At 72.2% G+C, this 16664-nt stretch carries 18 protein-coding genes and 1 pseudogene; 7 read left to right on the plus strand and 12 right to left on the minus strand.

What is annotated here, in order from left to right:
* Positions 1-318 precede the first annotated feature (318 nt).
* Complete coding sequence (locus tag F1D61_RS22260) at positions 319-1347, plus strand: helix-turn-helix domain-containing protein (protein ID WP_203154290.1); 1029 nt, start codon at positions 319-321, stop codon at positions 1345-1347.
* A gap of 39 nt (positions 1348-1386) precedes the next feature.
* Here the strand turns inward: F1D61_RS22260 and F1D61_RS22265 are convergent, their stop codons facing one another.
* Both F1D61_RS22265 and F1D61_RS22270 read right to left on the minus strand, forming a co-directional pair.
* On the minus strand, positions 1387-1734 hold the full coding sequence (locus F1D61_RS22265) for a hypothetical protein (protein ID WP_203154291.1): 348 nt from the start codon (positions 1732-1734) through the stop codon (positions 1387-1389).
* 204 nt (positions 1735-1938) lie between these two features.
* Positions 1939-2214 (minus strand): hypothetical protein, encoded by a 276-nt coding sequence (locus F1D61_RS22270; RefSeq protein WP_203154292.1) that lies wholly within the window; start codon positions 2212-2214, stop codon positions 1939-1941.
* Between the two features lie 277 nt (positions 2215-2491).
* On the opposite strand from F1D61_RS22270, the gene F1D61_RS22275 reads away from it, so the two are divergent.
* A complete protein-coding gene (locus F1D61_RS22275; protein ID WP_203159215.1) occupies positions 2492-3703 on the plus strand; it encodes a multidrug effflux MFS transporter in 1212 nt (403 codons plus the stop codon).
* A 167-nt stretch (positions 3704-3870) separates the two neighbouring features.
* Positions 3871-4515, plus strand: a complete 645-nt coding sequence (locus F1D61_RS22280) for a transglutaminase-like cysteine peptidase (RefSeq protein WP_203154293.1) — start codon at positions 3871-3873, stop codon at positions 4513-4515.
* Here F1D61_RS22280 and F1D61_RS22285 read toward each other — a convergent pair.
* Positions 4499-4780 (minus strand): hypothetical protein, encoded by a 282-nt coding sequence (locus F1D61_RS22285; protein ID WP_203154294.1) that lies wholly within the window; start codon positions 4778-4780, stop codon positions 4499-4501. The two genes, F1D61_RS22280 and F1D61_RS22285, sit on opposite strands and share 17 nt — an antisense overlap.
* A 282-nt stretch (positions 4781-5062) precedes the next feature.
* Here F1D61_RS22285 and F1D61_RS22290 point away from each other — a divergent pair, with 282 nt between their 5' ends.
* Entirely contained in the window at positions 5063-6430 is a 1368-nt protein-coding gene (locus F1D61_RS22290; protein ID WP_246775472.1) for an SGNH/GDSL hydrolase family protein, read from the plus strand.
* Between the two features lie 130 nt (positions 6431-6560).
* Here F1D61_RS22290 and F1D61_RS22295 read toward each other — a convergent pair whose 3' ends face one another.
* The 5 genes from F1D61_RS22295 to F1D61_RS22315 form a co-directional block, all read right to left on the minus strand.
* Complete coding sequence (locus F1D61_RS22295; protein WP_203154296.1) at positions 6561-7622, minus strand: threonine aldolase family protein; 1062 nt, start codon at positions 7620-7622, stop codon at positions 6561-6563.
* Between the two features lie 334 nt (positions 7623-7956).
* Complete coding sequence (locus F1D61_RS22300; protein ID WP_203154297.1) at positions 7957-8406, minus strand: GNAT family N-acetyltransferase; 450 nt, start codon at positions 8404-8406, stop codon at positions 7957-7959.
* Positions 8407-8511: 105 nt separating this feature from the next.
* Positions 8512-9510 (minus strand): class II fructose-bisphosphatase, encoded by a 999-nt coding sequence (gene glpX, locus F1D61_RS22305; protein ID WP_203154298.1) that lies wholly within the window; start codon positions 9508-9510, stop codon positions 8512-8514.
* Positions 9511-9702: 192 nt separating this feature from the next.
* Positions 9703-11025, minus strand: a complete 1323-nt coding sequence (locus F1D61_RS22310; RefSeq protein WP_203154299.1) for a homoserine dehydrogenase — start codon at positions 11023-11025, stop codon at positions 9703-9705.
* A 124-nt stretch (positions 11026-11149) separates the two neighbouring features.
* Positions 11150-11815, minus strand: a complete 666-nt coding sequence (locus F1D61_RS22315; protein WP_203154300.1) for a hypothetical protein — start codon at positions 11813-11815, stop codon at positions 11150-11152.
* Between the two features lie 103 nt (positions 11816-11918).
* Here F1D61_RS22315 and xth point away from each other — a divergent pair, with 103 nt between their 5' ends.
* Positions 11919-12710: an exodeoxyribonuclease III gene (gene xth, locus F1D61_RS22320; RefSeq protein WP_203154301.1), complete on the plus strand. Its 792-nt coding sequence runs from the start codon at positions 11919-11921 to the stop codon at positions 12708-12710.
* Here the strand turns inward: xth and F1D61_RS22325 are convergent, their stop codons facing one another.
* Positions 12711-13502, minus strand: a complete 792-nt coding sequence (locus F1D61_RS22325; RefSeq protein ID WP_246775473.1) for a Crp/Fnr family transcriptional regulator — start codon at positions 13500-13502, stop codon at positions 12711-12713.
* Positions 13499-13891: a response regulator gene (locus F1D61_RS22330; protein ID WP_203154302.1), complete on the minus strand. Its 393-nt coding sequence runs from the start codon at positions 13889-13891 to the stop codon at positions 13499-13501. Before F1D61_RS22330 ends, F1D61_RS22325 begins: the two co-directional genes overlap by 4 nt.
* Before the next feature lie 311 nt (positions 13892-14202).
* On the opposite strand from F1D61_RS22330, the gene F1D61_RS22335 reads away from it, so the two are divergent.
* Together F1D61_RS22335 and F1D61_RS22340 are read left to right on the plus strand one after the other, a co-directional pair.
* Positions 14203-14916: a Crp/Fnr family transcriptional regulator gene (locus F1D61_RS22335; RefSeq protein WP_203154303.1), complete on the plus strand. Its 714-nt coding sequence runs from the start codon at positions 14203-14205 to the stop codon at positions 14914-14916.
* A complete protein-coding gene (locus F1D61_RS22340; protein WP_203154304.1) occupies positions 14916-15173 on the plus strand; it encodes a DUF6894 family protein in 258 nt (85 codons plus the stop codon). Before F1D61_RS22335 ends, F1D61_RS22340 begins: the two co-directional genes overlap by 1 nt.
* Here F1D61_RS22340 and F1D61_RS22345 read toward each other — a convergent pair.
* Complete coding sequence (locus tag F1D61_RS22345) at positions 15151-15411, minus strand: hypothetical protein (protein WP_203154305.1); 261 nt, start codon at positions 15409-15411, stop codon at positions 15151-15153. The genes F1D61_RS22340 and F1D61_RS22345 overlap by 23 nt on opposite strands.
* A gap of 336 nt (positions 15412-15747) precedes the next feature.
* Positions 15748-16640, minus strand: a pseudogene (locus F1D61_RS22350) (transglutaminase family protein).
* Positions 16641-16664 lie beyond the last annotated feature (24 nt).

Consider the following 16664-nt stretch of genomic DNA (forward strand, 5'->3'; position numbering starts at 1 on the left):
CGCCGGAGACCCGGCGGCGACGCGAGACGGAACCGGCGATCGTCTTCGGCGACCGCCGGTATCGGATCCCCACGGCCGTGACCGATGCCGACGGCGGCCCGCGTCGTTTCAGGATTGACCTTGCGCTGACAAGCGCCCAATCCTGCCGGTGCATCGCCGCGGCACGACGATCTTGCTCACGATCGTCTTGGCCTGGACCTTTCGATGCCAGGCGACGGGCGCCCCTCCCGGGTGGACGCGCCTCGACCCCAGGAGGAGCCGCGTTCATCCCCGCAAGGCACGAACGCGGCGCGGATACCGGCGGCGGACGCTGACGCGATGGCGGACGAAGACGCGGCAACCGACCTGAGGCTCGAGCGGCTCGCGGCCGAGCAGCAATTCACCCTCTGGCACGACCTGGTCCAGCCCCTGTTCCGGGTCGGCGTCGAGGACGAGGCGATGGCGACGTTCCGGGCCGAGGTGCGCGGCGCCCCGATCTCCGACGCCCTGCTGACGGCCTGCACGTCGCGGGCGCAGTCCTTCGAGCGCAGCATGAGCGACGTCCGCAGTTCCGGCTGGGACCACGTCGTGATCCAGCATTACGTGTCCGGCGGCTTCGAGGGCCGGTGCGGCGACCGGGACGTGTCGGTGCGGGCCGGGGACATCAACGTCCTCGACCTCAACCGCACCCTGCACACGCGGGCGACGGACTTTTCGAACCTCACCCTGATCCTGCCGCGGGACCGCCTGCCGATCGCCGGGTCGCACGACCTGCACGGCCGGGCGATCGGCGGCGACAGCGCGCTGGCGGCGGTGATCGGCAGCCACATGCGCAGCCTGGCCGAGCATGCCGGCTCCCTCTCGCCCCGGGAGGCGAGCACCGCCATCGAGGCCCTGTGCCTGCTGCTCGCGGGCAGCGACCTGCGGGAGGCCGACCCGATGGTGCGCGCGGCGGCCTGCGCCAGCGTGCACGAGCGGATCTGCACCTATATCGACCGCCACCTCGACGACCCGGCCTTGAGCCCGGCCGGGATCGCGGCGGCCTGCCGGGTGTCGCGGGCGACCCTGTACCGGCTGTTCGGCTTCGACGGCGGCGTGATGGCCTACGTCGCCGGGCGCCGGCTCGACCGGGCCTTCATGGCCCTGTGCCGGCCCGACGACGGGCGCAGCAGCATCGCGCAGGTGGCCTTCCGCAGCGGCTTCACCAGCGAGACGCATTTCAGCCGGTCGTTCCGGACCCGGTTCGCGATGAGCCCGCGGGACGCCCGCCGCCGCGCCCGCGAGGGCCTGCACCCGGCCGGGGCGGCCCCCGGCCTCGGCCCGCGCGACTGGCTGCAGGCGATGCGGCGCATCCGCGAGACCTTCTGAACCGCCGGAGCGTCGAAGGGGCGCCGCGCTCCCGGGCCGTCAGGGCAGCGCGCCGATCAGCTCCTTGGCGCGGGTCATGGTGTCGTTGCAGGCTTGGGCGTTCCCGGCCCGGTCCTGGTCGCGCGCCGTGGCGATCAGGCCGCGCGCCTCGGCGATGTGGTCGGGCGTCGGAGCCGTCGCGGGGTCGCTCGGCTTGCCCGGAGGAGGCGCCGCCAGCGCCTTGGGCGAGCCCGTGGTCACCGGCGTCCCGCCGGTCACCGCCTTGGCCCCCGGGCTCTCGAGCCGGCGCTCGATCGTGGCGATCTGCTCGGCGCAGGGCGTCGCCGCGGCGGCGACCGGAGCCAGAACGGTTGCCGAGATCAGTAGTCCTTGCAGCGTCGCGCGCATCGCGGTGCCCTCCTGGCGAAAGCCGCCTCTCTCCGGGCGGCAGCCCCGGGCAACGGATGACCCCGCCGGCGGTTCGCGCCGCCGGTGTCGCACGATCCCGTCCTCAGCGGACCCGCACTGGCAAGCCGACGCTTGCTCCGCCGGACTCCTGGTCGTTCCGCGGGTTTTCTCCGCGGGACCGGCGGCCGCCTCTGCGAAACCCGCTCAGCTCCGCCTCTCGGCCGAGGCGGCCTGGACCAGATGCAGCACGTCGCGGCGGACCCGCGGGTCGGTGATCCGGCCGAAGGCGCGCAGGAGCTCGATCGCCTCGCTCTCGAACTCTCGCCCCGGTGGGGTGCCCACGTCGACCGGATCGATCGGGCCCCCGAGCACCGCCTCTATCTCGCGCAGGCGCTGCACCGACAGGTTGCCGGTCGGCACGGCATCGTCCCCGCGAGCGGTCCTCGACCATCTGCCGGTACGGAACACGCCATCGGACATCGCCACCTCCTGCAACCGAGCCGGCCCCGGCACCGCCGATGCTGCACCCGATCCGGTCCCCGCACCATTGCAAAACAGGTTACCGACCCAATCATTCGCAGACAAACGACAGGACTGCGTTCACAGGGATGTGATGGGCGCGCCGTCGCCGGCCAGGAGGGGGCCGGCAGCGGCGGCAAGGCCCAGCCATTCGCGACCGGCATGCCTCCCGCGGCCGGCCTCGCCCTACACAGGCAGGAACCCCGCGACGAAACCGTGAGTCGACCGCGCGATGAAGATGTCACCGAGGCGTCCCGACCGGCCGGCCGGCCGAGACGCATCCAGCCGAGAGACGCCCCGCCAAGCCTCGCTGCCGCTCCTCGTCGCCGTCACCATGACAGGCACGGTGGCCCTGCACATCTTCGTGCCGGCTTTGGCTGCCGCCGCCGCCGATCTCGGCACCACGCCGGTGGCGGCACAGCTCACCATCACCCTCTACCTCGTCGGCCTCGCCTGCGGACAACTGGTCTACGGACCGCTCTCGGACCGGTTCGGCCGCCGCCCGGTGCTGATCGCCGGACTGTCGCTCTACCTCGCCGGGTTGCTCCTCGCGATTCCCGCCCGATCGATCGAGGTGCTGATCGTCGCCCGGATCCTGCAGTCGCTCGGGGCCTGCGGCTCGCTGGTGCTCGGCCGGGCGATGGTGCGCGACGTCTCGACCGCGACCGACGCCGCCCGCAAGATCGCGATCCTCACCATGGCGATGACGCTGACCCCGGCCCTCGCCCCGGCGATCGGCGGCCTCGTCGCCGGGGCCTTCGGCTGGCGGGCGGTGTTCGTGGTGCTGGCCGCCCTGGTGGCGACCCTGGGGGCGCTCGTGGTCCTGACGCTGCCGGAGACCAACCGGCGGCCGGTCGCGCTGCCGGGCATCGGCGCCGTCGCGGGCGCCTACCTCCGCCTCCTGCGCCATCCCGGCTACCGGGCCTACCTGCTCGCCGGGGCCTGCGCCGGCACCAGCCTCTACGCCTTCCTGGCGGTGGCGCCGTTCCTCCTCGTCGACCGGCTCGGCCGCTCGGCGCAGGAGGTGGGGCTCGATTGCCTGATCGTGGTGGCCGGGATGGTGGTCGGCTCGGCCGTCGCCGGGCGCCTCGCCGGCCGGATGCCGATCCTGCGGGCGGCGAAGATCGGCAACGGCATCTGCCTCGCCTCGGCCCTGGCCCTGCTGGCGGTCGACCTGTCCGGGCATCTCACCGTCGTGACGCTGCTCGCCCCCCTGGTCCTCTACGCGGTCGGCATCGGGCTCCTCGGCCCGAATGCGGTGGCGGGGCTGATGAACGTCGATCCGCACGCCGCCGGGGCGGCCTCGAGCCTCTACGGCTTCACCCAGATGGCGCTGGGCGCCCTGTTCACCCTCGTGGTCGCCACCTGGCACGACGGCTCGGCGACCCCGGTGGCGGCGACCCTGGTCGGCGCCGCCATCATCGCCGCGCTCTCGCTGCGGCGGGCGTGAGCCGGCCCACCGGCGGGCGTCGCGCGTCCCTCGCCATGCCCCTGGCCATGCCCCTCGGCGTCCCTGTGAACACACGTTAACCTTTTCTTAACTCGGCCGTTGCCCCGACGGACCCGACGTGCGACCAACTCGTTAACGAGAGCTTAACGGTTGCGGGTGCGGGTCGGATGCGTATCGCGGGTCGCAAGGACGGGTTCGGAATCGCGCGGGCCGCGGCGGTGATCGCCGGGCTTCTGGCATCGGCGAGCGGGGCGGGCAGCCAGACCCTGGCGGCGCTTCCCGCGGTCACCATCCCGGCCGCCACGGTCGGCGAGGCGCGGCCGGTCCCGGCCTGGACCGAGTTCTGCGCCCGCTACGCCTCGGAATGCGCGGTCGATGCCAGCGAGCCGGCCCAGGTCACCCTGACCCCGCGGCTGTGGCAGACGGTCAGCGGCATCAACCGCCAGGTGAACACCTCGCTCCGCGCGGTCACCGACCAGGAGCATTGGGGCGTGCCGGACCGCTGGGACCTCGCCGAGGACGGCTCGGGCGATTGCGAGGATTTCCAGCTCCTCAAGCGCAAGCTGCTGGCCCAGGCCGGCCTGCCGCGCCGGGCGATGCGGATGACCGTGGTGATCGACGAGAAGGGCGAGGGCCACGCCGTGCTGATGCTGCGCACCGACCGCGGCGATCTGGTCCTCGACAACAAGACCAGCGCCGTGCTGCCCTGGCACAAGACCGGCTACACCTTTATCAAGCGCGAGGGCGACGAGAGCACCCGCTGGGTCTCCCTCGGCCGGGCCGTGTCGCCGGTCGTCACCGCGAATCGCTGAGGTCGGCGCCGTACCGGGCGGCCAGCACCTCGCTCGCCAGTTCGGCGCTGCCGTTGGTCCAGGGCAGGGCCAGAACCACCCGCACGCCGGGAGCCGGTGCCGGGAGCGAGGGCCGCGCCAGCGGCGCGGTGATCGGCGCCGGATCGAGCGCCGGGCGCAACGGGACGGCCACCGCCTCCCGTCCACCCCGGCTCAGCAGCACCGCCGACCCGATCGCCAGGATGAGCGCGGCCTGGGCCCCCAGCCGCCGTACGGTCCGAAACATGGAGATCACCCGCCTGTCATGCGGCGACGTGTTGTGGGTCCGTCGCTCGTGTCGGGCAGACCATCGGCCGGTGCCGCTTAACGGCCGGTCGTCGCCGCGCATCGTCGCCTCGTCACGCACAGGCGATGTTCGGGGATGCTGAACGGAGGTTTTACACTGGCCTTCATCATCGCCTAACCTTGACGGAATGCGGATGCGGCAGCCCCCGTGCCGGCCGGGGTGGGCCGGGCGCGGTTGCCGCGCTATACTCACGTCATGAGGATGCGGGCGGAGCCGGAAACGATGCCGATGGGGTGGCCGACGGGACGGAAGCTGTCGCGCCTCGTCCTCTGGAGCCTGGTGGCGGGCCTGGCCGCACCCGAGGCGGCCCGCGCGCAATATTATGACGAGGGCTACGGCTACCGCCGCGCCCCCGCCTACCGGCCGGCCCCGCCCCCCGATTCGCAGCGGCAATTCTTCTGGCCCTGGGAGGACCGCCCCTCGGCGCAGCCCCAGATGCAGGATCCCGGACGGGCCGCCCCGCGCGGCGCCTACCGCACCCCCCGCCCGCGGCGGGAACGGGAACGGGAGCGCGAGGTGACGCCGAGCCGCGAGGGCCGCTCGGTGCAGCGGCCCAAGCCCCGCCCGGCCCCGGTCGTCGCGAAGCCCGCCGCCCCGAAGCCGAAGACCGACCCGCGCACGCAGATCGCGGTGTTCGGCGATTCGCTGGCCGAACTCTTGGGCTCCGGCCTCGACGCCGTCTACGAGGCTAACCCGGACGTGGTGGTGATCCGCCGCGCCAAGGGCGATAGCGGCCTCGTGCGCAAGGACGTGGTCGACTGGCCGAAGGCGGCGGAGGACTATCTCAAGTCCAACCCCAAGGTGAGCTACGCCGTCGTCATGGTCGGCGCCAACGACCGCCAGCCCCTGCGCGACGGCGACCAGACGGTGGAGCCCCTGAGCGAGCGCTGGCGCGCCCTCTACCGCGACCGGGTCGATGCCCTGCTGAAGGTCTTTTCCGACCGCAAGGTGCCGGTGGTCTGGGTCGGCGAGCCGCCGATGAAGAGCGAGACGCTGTCGGCCGACATCACCTCGCTCAACGAGATCTTCCGCGATCGGGTGCAGCGGGCCGGCGGCGTCTACGTCGACATCTGGCCGGCCTTCGTCGGCGAGGACAACCGCTACGCCGCCACCGGGCCCGACCTCGAGGGGCAGCAGGCGCGCCTGCGCACCTCCGACGGCGTCCACTTCACCCAGGCCGGTGCCCGCAAGGCGGCGCATTTCGCCGATGTCGAGATCAAGCGGCTGATCGAGGCGACGACCGGCACCCCGTCCCTGCCGGACGCCGTCACGCCGCTCGCCCCCGAGGCGCCGCCGGCCGCCGCCGGCGAGGCCAAGCTCGACGACGATGCGGCGATCGACCGGCTCATCACCGCGATGCTGCCGAGCCTGCCGGAGCCGCCGGGCATCCCGGCCCTGCCGGTCAAGCCCGCCGCCGGCCCGGTCCTGCCGCTCACCCGCAACGACGTCGCGCCCGGCGGCCAGCTCGTCACCGGCCGGCCGCGGATCGATCGCGACACCGGCTACACCCTGGAGCGCAGCCTGATCCGCGGCGCGGCGCCGACGCCCCAGCCGGGCCGGGCCGACGACTTCCGCTGGCCGCGGGGGTGATACGAAATCCGGACGATCACGTCCGGATTTCGTATCACCAGCCCGCGCGGTGAAGCCGTAGGCTTCACACGCTTGAGCGAAGCCGCTTTCCGTATCGCGAAGCGATCAATCGGGAAGCGTATGAGACCCGTCAGCCGGCCCGCCGGGCGAGCGCCAGGAACTCCTCCACCTCGGCTTCGGTGGTCGAGAAGGCGGTGATCAGGCGGACCATCCGCTCGCCCTCCCCGACCGTCTCGCCCGGTGGCAGGCTGCGGCTCGCCCAGCCGAAATAGACCGCCCCGCCCCGGCGCAGGGCCGCATCGAGCCCGGCCGGCAGGATCGGGAACAGCTCGTTGCCCCGGACCGGCCAGGCCAGCCGCACGCCGGGGATCCCGGCGAGACCCGCGGCGAGGCGCGCCGCCATCCGGTTGGCGTGGGCGGCATTGGCGAGCCAATGGTCGCCATCGAGGTAGGCGTCGAGCTGGGCGGCGAGGAAGCGGCCCTTCGACAGGATGTGGCCGGCGCGCTTGCGGCGATGATCGAGCGTCTCGGCGAGGTCCGGCCGGAAGACCAGGATGGCCTCCGCGGCGAGCGCCCCGTTCTTGCTCGCCCCGAACGACAGGATGTCGATGCCGGCCCGCCAGGTCATCGCGGCCGGGGAGCAGCCCAGGCCCTGGAGCGCGTTGGCGAAGCGCGCCCCGTCCATGTGGACGGCGAGGCCGTGCGAATGGGCGATGCGCGAGAGCGTCGTGATCTCCTCGACCGTATAGACCTGCCCCGACTCGGTGAGCTGGGACAGCGTCAGCGCGCGGGGCGGCATCTGATGGACGTGCCGGGCCAGGCCGGCGAGATACCCGTCGAGGCTCTCGGGGGCGATCTTGCCGCCGGGGCCCGGCAGGCCGTGCAGCTTGGCGCCGTGGGTATAGAATTCCGGCGCGCCGCACTCGTCCACCATCACGTGCGCCTCCTCGTGGCAGACGCACAGGCCGAAGGGCGGAACCATCACCGAGAGCGCCAGGGCATTCGCCGCGGTGCCGGTGGCGACCGGGACGACCGCGAGGTCGGGATGCTCGAACACGGCCCGGAAGCGCGGGGTCAGCCTGAGCGTCAGCGGGTCGGCGCCGTAGGACGGCAGCGCGCCGCCATTGTGGCGCACGATCGCCTCGAGGACCGGAGCGCTCGCCCCCACCACGTTGTCGCTCGCGAAGTTCATGGGTTCCTGGGCTCCCTCGATCCGACCGCCATCATGCCGGGCACGACCGGCCGGGACGAGGTGCTGCGGCTCATGCCGGTCATGTCTTCCCGGTCGCGCCGCCCACCCGGCCGACGAGGCCGTTCGGGGGAAGACCCGGCGCGTGTCTCGCCCTCTCCACGGGGGCCTGCGCAGTCACATGCCCCGGTTCGCACGCGGCTGCCGTCCGAAAGGCGTTCGCCGCGTAGGTCACCGGACGTCCGGGCTTGCCCGGAACGGGCCTCCGGGTCGATGCCGAACCGGAGTTTCCCCGGACGGTCCCGCCGGGAACAGGTTCGGCTCGCTCGGCGAGACTTCACAGCGTCTTTCGGTACTGGATGAACCCCGGCCGGTCCGCCACCGTGTCGTACAGGGCCCGCGCGGTCACGTTGGCTTCCTGCGTCAGCCAGTAGACCCGGCTCGCCCCGGCCTCGCGCGCCGCCGCGTAGACCGCCTCGATCAGCGCCCGCCCGGCCCCCTGCCCGCGCGCGGCCTGTGCGGTGAACAGGTCCTGGAGGTAGCAATAGGGACCGGCGGTCCAGGTCGAGCGGTGGAAGATGTAATGGACGAGGCCGATCACCGTGCCGTCGTCCCGCTCGGCCACGAGGGCGTGCATCGGCTCCGACGCGTCGTGCAGGCGGGTCCAGGTGAGGTCGCTGACCTCGGGCGCGACCGTGGCGCCGTAGAAGGCGAGGTAGCCCTGCCAGAGCGGATCCCAGGCGGCGCGCTCGTCTGGGCGCAGCGGGCGAATCGTGGGGGTCGGCATCCGGCGGCGATCCTGTGACGAGGGAATCGCCGCCAGGGTCGCGAGGAAACGCATCCGGATCAAGGGCCGCGCCGGCTCCCGGCGCGGCCCCACTCCGAAAAGATCCTACTTCAGGTGGAACTTGTCGAAGTCGCGGTGCTCGGCCTCGATCCGGCGCACGGTGCCGGTATGCGAGCGGTAGACCACCGTCTCGGTGCGGATGGTGTTGCGGCCGAAGCGCACGCCCTTGACCAGCGCCCCGTCGGTCACGCCGGTCAGCGCCACCACCACGTCGCCGCGGGCGAGGTCGTCCAGCGCGTAGAGGCGGTTCGGGTCGGACACGCCCATCTGGGCGGCGCGGTCGCGCTTCTCCTGGGTGTCGAGGATCAGCCGGCCCTGCATCTGGCCGCCGATGCAGCGCAGGGCGCCCGCCGCCAGCACGCCCTCGGGCGCGGCACCGATGCCGAGATAGATGTCGATGCCGGTCTCCTCCGGCATGGTGGTGAAGATCACGCCGGCCACGTCGCCGTCCGAGATCAGGCGCACGGCGGCCCCGGTCCGGCGGATCGCCGCGATCAGGTCGGTGTGGCGCGGACGGTCGAGCACGAGCGCGGTGATCTCGGCCGGCGGCACGCCCTTGGCCTTGGCCAGCGCGTGGATGTTCTCCTCGGGCGAGGCGTCGAGATGCACGGTGCCGGCCGGGTAGCCCGGGCCGATGGCGATCTTGTGCATGTAGACGTCGGGGGCGGCCAGCAGCGTGCCGCCCTCGGCCATCGCCATCACGGCGACGGAGCCCGGCATGTCCTTGGCGCAGAGGGTCGTGCCCTCGAGCGGATCGACCGCGATGTCGACCTTCGGGCCGGAGCCGTTGCCGAGGGTCTCACCGATGAACAGCATCGGCGCCTCGTCGCGCTCGCCCTCGCCGATGACGACCGTGCCGTCGATCGGCAGGCGGTTCAGCTCGCGGCGCATCGCGTCGACGGCGGCCTGGTCGGCGGCCTTCTCGTTGCCCTGGCCGCGCAGGCGCGCCGCCGCCACGGCGGCCCGCTCGGTGACGCGCACCAGTTCGAGGGTCAGGATGCGCTCGATGACCTGGCTCGGCCCCGGCTTCTTGGCGTCCGACATGCGTTCGTGATCCTCGTTCTGATCTTCGCGCCGGGTCTTAGAGGAGAATCCGGCGCCGCTGAACTGAATTTTGTCAATCGGCCGGGCGGTCAACAGTCGATTGCGCGGGATTGTTTTCCGGTCAATCCGTGGCCGGAGCGAGGGGGCGACCTGGTCGCCCCACCCCGCCGAGGCCACTTGCGCTCGATGAGGTCACTTGCGCTCGATGCGGATGACCTGGGGCGGCTCGGACAGGAGGCCGTCCGCCGCCATGGCGTCGAGGCTGGCGCGGATCGCGGCCTCGGTCGCCGCGTAGGTGATCAGCACCAGCGGGACCGGCAGGCCGGAGCGGCCGTGGCGGTCGCGCGCCGCGGCGCTCTCGGAGCGGTGCTGGAGGATGCTCTCGAGCGAGATCTCGCGCTCGGCCATCTTGGTCGCGACGCCGGCGGCGACGCCGGGACGGTCGTGGACGGTGAGCCGGATGTAGTAGCCGCCCTCGTGGCGCTGCATCTCGGCCCGCACCGGGGGGGTGAGGCCGGCGACCGGCCGGCCGAAGGCCGGCGGCACCCGGCCGGCCGCCACGTCGGCGATGTCGGCGACCACCGCCGAGGCCGTGGCCTCGCCGCCGGCACCGGGGCCGATCAGGGTCAGTTCGCGCAGGGCATCGGTGTCGATGGTGACGGCGTTGGTCACGCCCATCACCTGGGCGATAGCCGACGATTTCGGCACCATGGTCGGGTGGACCCGCTGCTCGATGCCGGCCGCCGTGGCTTCGGCGACGCCGAGCAGCTTGATGCGGTAGCCGAGCTCGTCGGCCATGCGCAGGTCCAGCGGGGTGATGGCCGAGATGCCCTCGACCGAGACGCCCTCGGCGTCGAGCTCGGTGCCGAAGGCGAGGCTGGTCAGGATCGCCAGCTTGTGGGCGGTGTCGAAGCCCTCGACGTCGAAGGTCGGGTCGGCCTCGGCATAGCCGAGCGCCTGGGCGTCCTTCAGGCAGGCCTCGAAGGTCAGGCCCTCCAGCTCCATCCGGCTGAGGATGTAGTTGCAGGTGCCGTTGAGGATTCCATAGACGCGGGAGATCCGGTTGCCGGTCAGCGCCTCGCGCAGGGCCTTGACCACCGGGATGCCGCCCGCCGCCGAGGCCTCGAAGGCGAGCGCCGCGCCGGCGGCTTCCGCGGCACGGGCGAGCGCCGGGCCATGACGCGCCAGCAGCGCCTTGTTGGCGGTCACCACGGACTTGCCCGCGGCGAGCGCCGCCTCGACGGTCTCGCGCGCCTTGCCGTCCGCACCGCCGATCAGCTCGACGACGCAATCGACGTCCGGGGAGCGGGCCAGCGCCACGGGATCGTCGAACCAGGTCACGCCCTGCAGGTCGAGGCCGCGGTCGCGGCTGCGGTCGCGGGCCGCGACGGCGGTGACCCGGACCGGCCGCCCGGCGGTGGCGCCGATCGCCTCGGCGCGGCGCGCGACCATGCGGACGACGGAGGCTCCGACGGTGCCGAGACCGGCGATGCCGAGGCGGAGGGCTTGAGTCATGGCGAACAATCCGGGCAGTCAGGCGCCGGGGCCGACATGTCGCAGCCCCGCAAGCCGGGTCCTTCTGCAACGGTTTCCGGACCCGTGCAAGGAAGCGGCACAGGGGAAGGCGACTCCCGCCGCGTCAGGCCGGTCCCGCGCGACGGGCGGCCCGAACCAGCGCGGCGAGCACGCAGGCGTTCAGCAGGTGCCACAGCCAGTGGGTGCCGACGGGTATGACCGGGCAGAGGGCGGCGTCGAAGGTGCGTGCCGTGAGCGATGCCAGGAACAGCGCCCCGATCCCGATGAGCGCCGCGCCCGCCCGGTGGCCCCATACCCACGATGCCGCCCCGACGCCGAACAGCGCCAGAGCCGCCGGCGCGTAGGCGATCGAACCGTTGCTGAGGGGGCCGAGCGGCCGCCCGGCGAGGCGCGACAGGGCCGGCTCGAAGAACGCGGCGGCGACCGCGAAGGCGAGGGTGCCGCCGAGCGCGGCGATGGCGGAGAGCCCGAGGAAGCGCCGGAGCGCCAGGAAGAAGTAGGCGTGGATGAACAGCGCGATCGGGATCACGTCGGCGAGCATGGACCATTGCACGGCCAGCGTGTGGAACAGCGCGCTGCCGAGGCCGATCAGCCCGATCAGCCCGGCAAAGCCGTCGGCGACCGGGTCGGGCGCCCGGCCGCGCCGCAGGAGCAGGATCGCCGCGACCACGAAGGCGGCGTTCGAGACCGCGTTCAGCGGCTCGGCCCACAGCCCCGGCCCGGTCCGCTCGCAATAATCGCGAACCGGTTCCCACCAACCCGATGCCATGCCTGTCCCCACCTCGCCGCTCCCCGCGGCTTGCCAGCACGGCGCGAAACCCCGATGACGGGGCCTTCAGGCGAAAGCCTGGTTGCGAGCGGCGCGGGACGCGATGCGGATCACCACCTGGAACGTCAACTCGGTCAAGCAGCGTCTGCCGCATCTCCTGGCCTTCCTGGCCGAGGCGCAGCCCGACGTGGTCTGCCTCCAGGAGCTGAAATGCGTCGACGACGCGTTTCCCCGCACCGAGATCGAGGAAGCCGGCTACGTGGTGGCGACCCACGGCCAGAAGGCGTTCAACGGCGTCGCGCTGCTGGCCCGCCGGCCGCTGCCGCTGCAGGACATCCGCCGCGGCCTGCCGGGCGACGCCGACGACGAGCAGGCGCGCTACATCGAGGCGCTGATCCCGACCGCGACTTTGCCGGTGCGGGTGGCCTCGATCTACCTGCCGAACGGCAATCCCGTCGGCACGCCGAAATACGACTACAAGCTCGCCTTCATGCGCCGCCTCCAGGCCCATGCCGTGGCCTTGCGCCAGCGTGAAGAGGTGCTGGTGCTCGCCGGCGACTACAACGTGATTCCCGAGCCCGAGGACGCGGCCAACCCGGCCGAATGGGTGAGCGACGCGCTGTTCCTGCCCCAGACCCGGGCGGCGTTCCGCAGCCTCGTCAACGAGGGCTTCACCGATGCCTTGCGCGCCTGCGACGGGCGGCCGGGCGTCTACAGCTTCTGGGATTACCAGGCCGGCTGCTGGCCGCGCAACCAGGGCATCCGGATCGACCACCTGCTGCTGTCGCCGCAAGCGCTCGACCGCCTGGTCTCGGCCTCGGTGCAGAAGCACCTGCGCGGCCTCGAAAAGCCCTCCGACCACGTGCCGGTGACGGTGGAGCTGGATCTCGGCTGATCAGCCCGGGATCGACTCCGCCGAGGTCGGCCGCAGGTAGTCGGGCTGGAACTCGGCGACCGCCCGGAGACCGGGCAGGTCGAGGATGTCGACCCGCTTGCCGCCGACCTCGACCAGCCGCATCAGGCGCAGCTGCCGCAGCACCCGGTTGACGTGCACGTTCGACAGGCCGGTCGTGTCGGCGACGTCCTGCTGCGTCAGGGGGAGATCGTAGCCCGCCTTCGTCGCCCAGCCGACGATCCGCAGCCGCTCGTGCAGTTCGCACAGGAGATGCGACACCCGCTCGATCGCCGAGCGGCAGCCGACATTCATCACCCATTCGCGGGTCGTCTCCTCCTCGGCGAGCTTGGCGTGGCGCAGGGCCCGGGCGATGCCGGGATGCCGCTCGGTGAGGTCCGCCAGCGCCTCGCGGGGGATGCGGACGATCCGGCACGGCCCGATCGTGCCGACGCTGTGGGTCATCCGGCTCAGATGGACGACATCGGGGTCGCAGAGATCCCCGGGCAGGAGATAGGCGGTGATCTGGCGCGCCCCGTTCGGGCGGTGGCGGTAGCGGCAGGCGATGCCCTCCACGACCAGGACGGCGCAGTCCGGTGCGGCCCCCTCGACCAGGAGATCGGAGCGGCCCTCGACCCGCTGCCCGCCGGCGCTCAAACCGGCAAGCGCCGCCCGTTCCCCCGCGTCGAGGTGGGCGTAGGTCGAGAGCTTGCGGACGATCGGGTGGAGCAGGTGCCCGTCCGGGCTCGGCGGGGCGGAGGGATGCCTCGTCGGCATCCCGAGAGTTGTCATCATGGGCACGCCTCGCGGGCGAGCTGGCCGAGCACCAGGACGAGGTCGCGGTGCCAGGCCGGCTTGATCAATCGGGGCGCGGCGCTCAGTTCGGCGCAGGCCGTGGCGTCGCGCGCATCGTCGGCATGGACCAGGAACGGCACGCCGCTGGCCCGCAGGACCCGAGCGAGACGGCGGCCGTCGCCGTCCCGCAGCGGGAGGTCGAGCACCGCGAGATCGGGCGCCGTGAGGCCGGGCCCCGTCCTTGCCAGCCAGGCCAGGGCCTCCGCCTGGCTCGTCACCGGCCCTGCGACCTCGTAACCGGCCTCCGCCAGCGTGTCGCCGAGCACGAGACCCACCAGGGGCTCCTCCTCGATCAGCAGCACCGTCGGATGGCCGATACCCTGTCGCACGCTCGATTCTCCCGTCTCAGGCCCGCAGATGCGCGCCGTTGCGAAGAATGATAGGCGCAGTCTGTCGCACCCGGAAGAGATCGCGAAAGTTGGTATTGTATCGTACAATCGCATCGTTCTGTGGCGGTTCCCGATACGTCCCCGAATATCGGAAGCCACACCAGCAAGCATCAAATGATGCCCTTAATAAAATTTGCTACAATCGAAATTCGCTTGCCGTAATTCCTCGAACGATCGGAACGTATTGAGAGCCGACGATATGGAATCCAGTCGGGACAGCACGCCTCGGCGACCATCGCGAGGAGGAAGCTGTGCCGCACCATCGGCCATCGACCCTGCGCAACCGCCTCCTGCGGGCGATGGCGCCCGAGGATTTCGCGCGGCTGGAGCCGCATCTCGAGCCGATCGCGCTGCAGCTGCGCGAGGTGGTGATCGCCGCGGACGCGGCCGTCGACGAGCTGTTCTTCATCGAGACCGGCATGGTCTCGATCTCGACCGCCCATGACGAGCGCCGGATCGAGGTCAGCCTGGTCGGGAGCGAGGGCCTGGTTGGTGCCGTCCCGGTCGCGCTCGACTGCACCACCACGCCGCACGTCCACTTCGTGCAGCTCGCCGGCGAGGCGTTGAGCATCGGCCGGGACGCGCTCTGCGCGGCGCTTGCCGAGAGCCCGACCCTGCGCCGGCTGCTGCTGCGCTACGTCCACAGCCTGATCGTCCAGATCACCCAGACCGCCTACGCCCACGCGTCCTTGAGCCTCGAAAGCCGCCTCGCGCGCTGGGTGCTGATGTGCCACGACCGGACGGAGGGCGACGAACTCGTGCTCACGCACGACTTCCTGTCGATGATGCTGGGCGTGCAGCGGGCGGGGGTGACGCTGGCGATCCAGAACCTGGAAGGCGCGGGCCGGATCCGGGCCAAGCGCCGGCGGATCGAGGTGCTCGACCGCGCCAAGCTCCTGGCGCTGACGAACGGCAGCTACGGCACGCCGGAGGCCGAGTATGCCCGCCTCATCGAGGGCGCCTGATGCCGCGCTATTTCTTCCATCTCCGCCACGGCGCAGGGCCCGACGATCTCGCCCAGGACCCCGAGGGGGACGAACTGGCCGGGCCGGAGGAAGCGCGCGCCCACGCGCTCATGGTCGCCCGCGACCTGATTGCCCGGGTGCGCCTCCATGCGGTGGGGGACTGGTTTACCTGCTCCTTCGAGGTGGCGGACGAGGACGGCCATACGGTGACGACCGTGCCGTTCTCCGAGACCGTCACGGAGGAGAACGGGGATTAGAGCCGGCCAGCCGCCGCGCGATCCACTCCTCCACCGCGTCGAGGTCGGCGAAGGTCACCGGGTGCGGCGAGGCGAGGTGGCCGAAGCCCGCCTCCAGAAACCACAGGCCCGCCTCGTCGCCGTACTCTTCGGAGAGGCAGACCAGCACCGCCGCGAGATGACCCTCGACGAAGACGAGCAATCCCTGCTCGGCCTCGCCCCCGATCCTGACGCGCACGGGTTGGAGCGTGAGATCCATGCGGGTGCAACGGGGCGCGGCTAGCTTGGTTCTGGTGCGCCCCAGGGGAGACGACGTTCTGGAACAGGGCGCTCGGGCAGCCCGAGGCGCCGGAGCCGCCGGCAGGATGGCGGCACGGGGCGTCGGTGAGGTCCTGGCGACGCCGCCTTCCCCAGCGCTTCCACACTCTTTGCCGGAGCCCTGCGAAATCGCCGAAGATTGATCCAGGTTGAGGACGGGTGACGGAAACCGGCCCAGTGTTGCCCTCGCCACGCCGGCCCTGTCCCGTCCGAACGACGGCACTCGGCTGGTGTCGCATTCGCGGGCCGGGCCTCTCGTCTCCCCGAGTTCAGCGCATCAGCCCGGCCCGCCCGCTTCCTCGTCCTCCGGCACCACGTCCACCGCGACCTGCAGGCTCTGCGCCCCCGATCCGGCGATGATGCCGGCGACCGGCGCGACGTCGGCGTAGTCGCGGCCGCGGGCCACCACGATGTGGTCGTCCTGCACGCCGATGCCGTTGGTGGGATCGAGGCCGATCCAGCCCTCCCCGCACCAGACCGAGACCCAGGCATGGCTCGCATCCGCCCCTTCGAGGCGGGGCTGGCCCGGCGGCGGCAGGGTGCGCAGGTAGCCGCTGACATAGGCCGCCGGCAGGCCGAGGCCGCGCAGGGCCGCGATCATGATGTGGGAGAAATCCTGGCACACGCCGCGGCGGCCGGCGAAGGACTCGGCGAGCGGCGTGCCGACCTCGGTCGCGTCGGAATCGAAGGCGAAATCGGCCCGGATGCGGCGCATCAGGTCGAAGGCGCCGGCATAGGCACCCCCGCCGGGGGGAAGCTCGCCCGGGCGTAATCGGTGATCTCGGGCAGGAGCGGCACCCGGCGGCTCGGCGCCGCGAAATGCAGCGCGGCCTCGGGGCCGAGGCCGGGCCAGGTCAGCACCCGCTCCCGCACCTCCTCCCAGGCCGGACCGGTCTCGGGGTCGGGCAGCGGCGGCCGCTCGACCTGGATGCGCGAGCGCGCATCGATCCGGAAGTCCCGATGCGGCGTCTCCACGGTGAGCGAGACCGTGCGGTTGCCGAAGAAGTCGGCGCGCTCGGTCGCGGTCTGGGGGGCGGGCTCGACCACCACCTCGTGCGAGAGCGGCACCTGACCGTCCCCCGTCGCCGGGGCGAGGCGCAGGGTGCAGCGGGCGAAGCCCACCGGGTTGCGGTAGGCATAGGCCGTGAGATGGCGGAGGCGGTAGAGCATTGTCCCGTGAAGATCGGTGCCGTC

Origin of the sequence: Methylobacterium aquaticum (assembly GCF_016804325.1) — a bacterium.
Classification (GTDB): Bacteria; Pseudomonadota; Alphaproteobacteria; order Rhizobiales; family Beijerinckiaceae; genus Methylobacterium; species Methylobacterium aquaticum_C.